Annotated in this window: 4 protein-coding genes; 2 read left to right on the top strand and 2 right to left on the bottom strand. The window is 66.3% G+C overall.

Translation table 11 applies throughout. From position 1 onward, the window contains the following. The first annotated feature begins 126 nt into the window (after positions 1–126). Together DBR36_RS17360 and DBR36_RS17355 are read left to right on the top strand one after the other, a co-directional pair. The gene (locus tag DBR36_RS17360; RefSeq protein WP_146185348.1) at positions 127–1,155 is read left to right on the top strand and encodes a hypothetical protein; all 1,029 of its coding nucleotides are present in this window, start codon (positions 127–129) and stop codon (positions 1,153–1,155) included. A gap of 170 nt (positions 1,156–1,325) precedes the next feature. Then, entirely contained in the window at positions 1,326–2,636 is a 1,311-nt protein-coding gene (locus tag DBR36_RS17355) for a hypothetical protein (protein WP_146185347.1), read from the top strand. Positions 2,637–2,777: 141 nt separating this feature from the next. Here the strand turns inward: DBR36_RS17355 and DBR36_RS12335 are convergent, their stop codons facing one another. Together DBR36_RS12335 and DBR36_RS12330 are read right to left on the bottom strand one after the other, a co-directional pair. Next, positions 2,778–3,635: a PhzF family phenazine biosynthesis protein gene (locus DBR36_RS12335; protein WP_108319792.1), complete on the bottom strand. Its 858-nt coding sequence runs from the start codon at positions 3,633–3,635 to the stop codon at positions 2,778–2,780. Positions 3,636–3,669: 34 nt separating this feature from the next. After that, positions 3,670–4,420, bottom strand: a 751-nt coding sequence (locus DBR36_RS12330) for a M20/M25/M40 family metallo-hydrolase (RefSeq protein WP_146185346.1), incomplete at its 5' end; no start/stop codon positions are given.

Genomic DNA, 4,420 nt, shown 5'->3' with positions numbered 1-4,420 from the left:
GCCCCGCCCCTCTCGACCCCCTCCTACCCGTTTGGCGTCACCCGCCTCGCGGGCGCAAACCCAGATGCCTCGTCACAAGCGCACCCCGGGATCCTGCTCTCGTCAGCTCCCAGAAAGGACCACCCCATGTCCGAAACCCTCGACAGTCCCTCCGATTCGGCGCGCGGGCTCTCGCGCCGTTCGCTCCTCACCGCTGCCGCGCTGAGCCTGCCCGCCGCGGTGGCCTTCGCCAGCGCCACCGGACCGGCCTCGCCGGCGTCGGCGGCCGGCGGCTCGGGCTCTTACGCAGAATTTCTCACCGGCTCCAACGGTTCGATCATCGGCTCGATCTCATTCGACAAGGTGCCGTCTAATGCAGTGCCAGTCGGGGGGTACGGGCTTTACCTCGAGGGTACAAATCTCTGGTACGGCAACTCGGTCCTTGCCACCGGTGTCTCCAAAGCCCGAGGTAACCGCAACAACGTACGTGAGTTCTTCAACATTGTTCAGAACGGTGTTGCGCTGAGCGTCCACGGATCGAACGGGTCTGTTCAGGGCGTGCGCACGTGGCCGAGTGTTCCGAGTACGGCTGAACCGGCTGGCGCCTATGGAACGTTCCTCGATCAGGGGAACCTCTGGTATTTCGGCACGATCGTTTATACCGGAGTCGCAAAGGCCACAGGGCTCAGCGCGGGGCAGAGCCAATGGACCGACTGCGTCGCCCTCTTGAACGATTCGGCTCGCACCTTCAACGGGTTGGCTGGAAACATAGGCCAGCGCTGGACTCAGTCCACGCGCGTACCGCTCTCCTCGACTTCCACGCGAGTTCCTGGATGGTGGCTGAACGGAGGCGACCTTTGGTGGAGCAATGTCATCCGAGCTTCGAACGTAACCAGCGTTTCCGGGACCATCGGCGAGAATCTGTGGCACAAGGTCAGCTACGTAGCGAACGGGCTGGCGACCACTGTCACTGGCGTAAACGGCACTATCTATAGCACGGCGACATTCCCCGCCGTACCGGCGTCCGCGCGCGCCGTCGGTCCCTGGGGCACCTTCCTAGACGGCACGAATCTCTGGTACAACAACGCAATCGTCGAAACCGATGTTTTGCTCGCTGTCGGAGACAGTACGCAAAACGGTACCGATCACATCTCACTGATCAAGCGGGACGCGTGAGGCGTCCGGTGCGTGCGCGCTCCGCCCGCACGCACCGGACCCGACCGAGTCACCCGGCTCATAGACCGGACGCCCCTACGTCATCACCCGGGATGCTCGTGACAACTTGAGCAGGTGTGACCCCAGCCGGGAGAGCAAGGCTGGCTCAGCCCGTAGAGAAAGGCTCATCCATGTCGGATCCCGCTGCACCCCAAACTGACTTCCCTCGCTTGCCGTCGCGCCGCACCATTCTGGTGGGCGCAGCGTGGTCAGTCCCCGCCATCGCTGCGGTGACCGCATCCCCCGCATCGGCCGCCTCCTATGACACGACGCTCACATTCGATCAGTCGTCGTACACCGGTCCGGTATGCGGAACCATTGACGGCGCCTACGTGACAGCAACCGTGAACAACGCACCAGCTGGCGGAAAAGCTGTGACGGTCACCCTGTCGAACAACTACAGCTTCTCGGGCGGTGCTACTTCGTACACCGACACCACGGGGAGCGACGGGCGCGTGACACTGCCGTCGATTTCCGTCCCGAGCAACGGCGGAACGGGTACCGCGACCGCGAGCGCTGCAACGGCAAGTGCGACTAGCGCTGCTATGAACGCCACTGCCAACTACGCGAAGTTCTTCACCGGGACGAATGGCAACCCTTCCGGGACACTCAACTTCGCCAACGTGCCCGCGTCCGCCGTTCCTGTTGGAGGGTTCGGAGTCTTTTTGGACGGCTCGGACCTATGGTACGGAAATACCGTCATTGCGAGTGGAGTCACCAAAGCACGAGGGAACCGCAGCGACACTCGCGACTACTTCAGCTTCATTCAAAACGGAGTCGCCAAGAGTGTCTACGGCTCGAACGGCAGCATCTCCGGGACACGTACGTGGGCCAATGTCCCCTCGACTGCGGAACCTGTGGGCGCCTATGGCACGTTCCTCGATTCGGGGAACCTTTGGTACTTCGACTCCGTTGTATACACCGGAGTGACGAAGGCTACCGGCCTCTCCCGGTCCCTCACAAACGGGTGGCGAGACGAGGTGGGCTTCATCAACGACTCCGCTCGCACCTTCAGTGGAAGCAACGGCACGATCGGTCAGAACTGGCAACAGCAACCTCGTGTCCCCTTGTCAGCCGATCTCGTCCGAGTACCGGGTTGGTGGCTTGCAGGCACGGACCTGTGGGCGGGGAACCGGCTCATCCTCTCCGGAGTGTCCCGCGCTTCTGGGTCGATGCTGCAAGACGGATCCATGAAGGTGAGTTTCGTCCAGGGCGGCGTCGCGAAGACGCTTACGTCCGATAGAGCAGTTCAAAACTTCTCAACGACAACCTTCCCCAACATCCCGGGATCTGGCATTCCCGTCGGTTCCTGGGGGACGTTTATCGACGGCAGCAACCTTTGGTACAACGACGCCATCATCGAGGCGAATGCGGCACGAGCGGTTGGAGACGGCACGCAGAACAACACTGACCATGTGTCGTTCATCAAGAAGGCCTGCTGATGGGACAGGTTGAGTAGCGCGCCCCATCAGGGCGCGCTACTCGACGCCACGGGAGACCGTCCTCGCCTTATGGTGCACCGCGTAGAACGGATCGCTGAGGAACGAGGAGCGCGACTCAGGCGTCAAACGCAAACGCCCCGCTCAGAGCGGTGTCGCCGTCCCCCGCACGTGGATGCCTCCGCGGGCGGGCACGTGCACCTCGAGCACGCTCGGACGGCCGACATGGCGACCCTGACGCACGGTGAACGTGAAGGGGGCCGGCATCCTGAGCCGATCCCGCAGATACGCGCCGAGTGAGGCGGCTGCGGATCCGGTGGCCGGGTCTTCGGTGATGTCGCCGACGGGAAAGAGGTTGCGCGCCTCGACCTCGACCCCGTCGGCGACATCACCCTCGACGTGCACCACGATGACCGTCCCCCTCCACCCCTGTTCGTCCATCAGTGCCCGCACGAGCACCGGATCGAAGGTGAAGCCGTCGAACTGCTCGCGCGAGGCGACCGCGACCACCGGGTGGAGGTTTCCCGCGAATGCCTGGGCGAGTGGCATCCGCGGATCGAGGGCGGCGCGGTCCAGGCCCAGCAGGTCGAGCAGGCGGTCGGCGACCTCGGGCGCCAGGTCCGACGTGTGCGGCTCGACGCTGGTGAACCCCGCCGACACACGACCGGTCGCATCGCGCGACGTGTCGACCTCGACCACGCCCGCCGCGGTATCGAACACGAACGCGCCCTCGCCCTCGGCCTCGGCGAGCGCCACGGCGGTGGCGATCGTCGCGTGACCGCAGAACGGAACCTCGGCGCCGGGCGAGAAGTACCGCACGGCGACCCGTCGGCCGGAGCGCTCACCCACGAACGCCGACTCCGGATGCCCCAGCTCTGCCGCGATGCGCTGCATGTCCGCCTCGGTGAGGGCGGTGGCATCCAGGACGACCCCGGCAGGATTGCCCCCGCCGGGCTGGGCCGCGAACGCCGAGAACTGCAGGATGTCGGGGGGAACGGTCATGCGGCCATTCTCGCGCGGGCGACGCGCGAGGACGTCAGCGGGGCTCGGCCGCCAGGTGCAGCACCGACTCCGCGAGGGCGCGGATGCCCGCCGCGACGTCTGCTCCCCTCACCGACTCGGCGGGGTGATGGCTGATCCCCTCGGCGTTGCGCAGGAAGAGCATGCCGACCCCGGTGATCGCCCCGATCGCCATCGCGTCGTGGCCGGCCCGACTGAACAAGGTCGGGGCCTCGGCGCCGATCCCGGCGCGCACGACGTCCTGCAGCAGGGGCTCACAGAAGACGGCGGGGGCGCTGTGGACCTCGCGGGAGCGCCACCGCAGTCCGCGGCGGCCCATGATGGCATCCAGCTCCGCCGCGATCGCGGTCCAGGTGCGATCGCGGGTGTCGTCGAACTCCCCCCGCAGGTCGAGCGAGAAGTGCGCCTCGCCCGGCACGACGTTCACCGCACCGGGGAACGCCTCGAGCTGCCCCACCGTGCCGATGACGTGGTGCTCGCCGCGGCAGATCCGCTCCACCGCGAGCGCCGCCTCGCTCGCGCCCAGCAGCGCGTCGCGGCGCATGTCGTACGGGGTTCCGCCCGCGTGACGTGCCTCGCCCTCGACGATCAGCTGGAAGCGCCGCGCCGACGCGATCGACGACACCGCGGCGAGCGCCTGGTCGGCGCGATCGAGTTCGGGGCCCTGCTCGATGTGCGCCTCAAGGTACGCGACGAGCTCGTCGGGGCGGCGCGCGGCCTCGCCCACGCGACCGGGGTCGAGTCCGAACTCGCGGAAGGCCTGGCGC

This window comes from Microbacterium sp. HMWF026 (assembly GCF_003061325.1).
GTDB lineage: Bacteria > Actinomycetota > Actinomycetes > Actinomycetales > Microbacteriaceae > Microbacterium > Microbacterium testaceum_E.
This window is presented reverse-complemented; position numbering and strand designations above follow the sequence as displayed.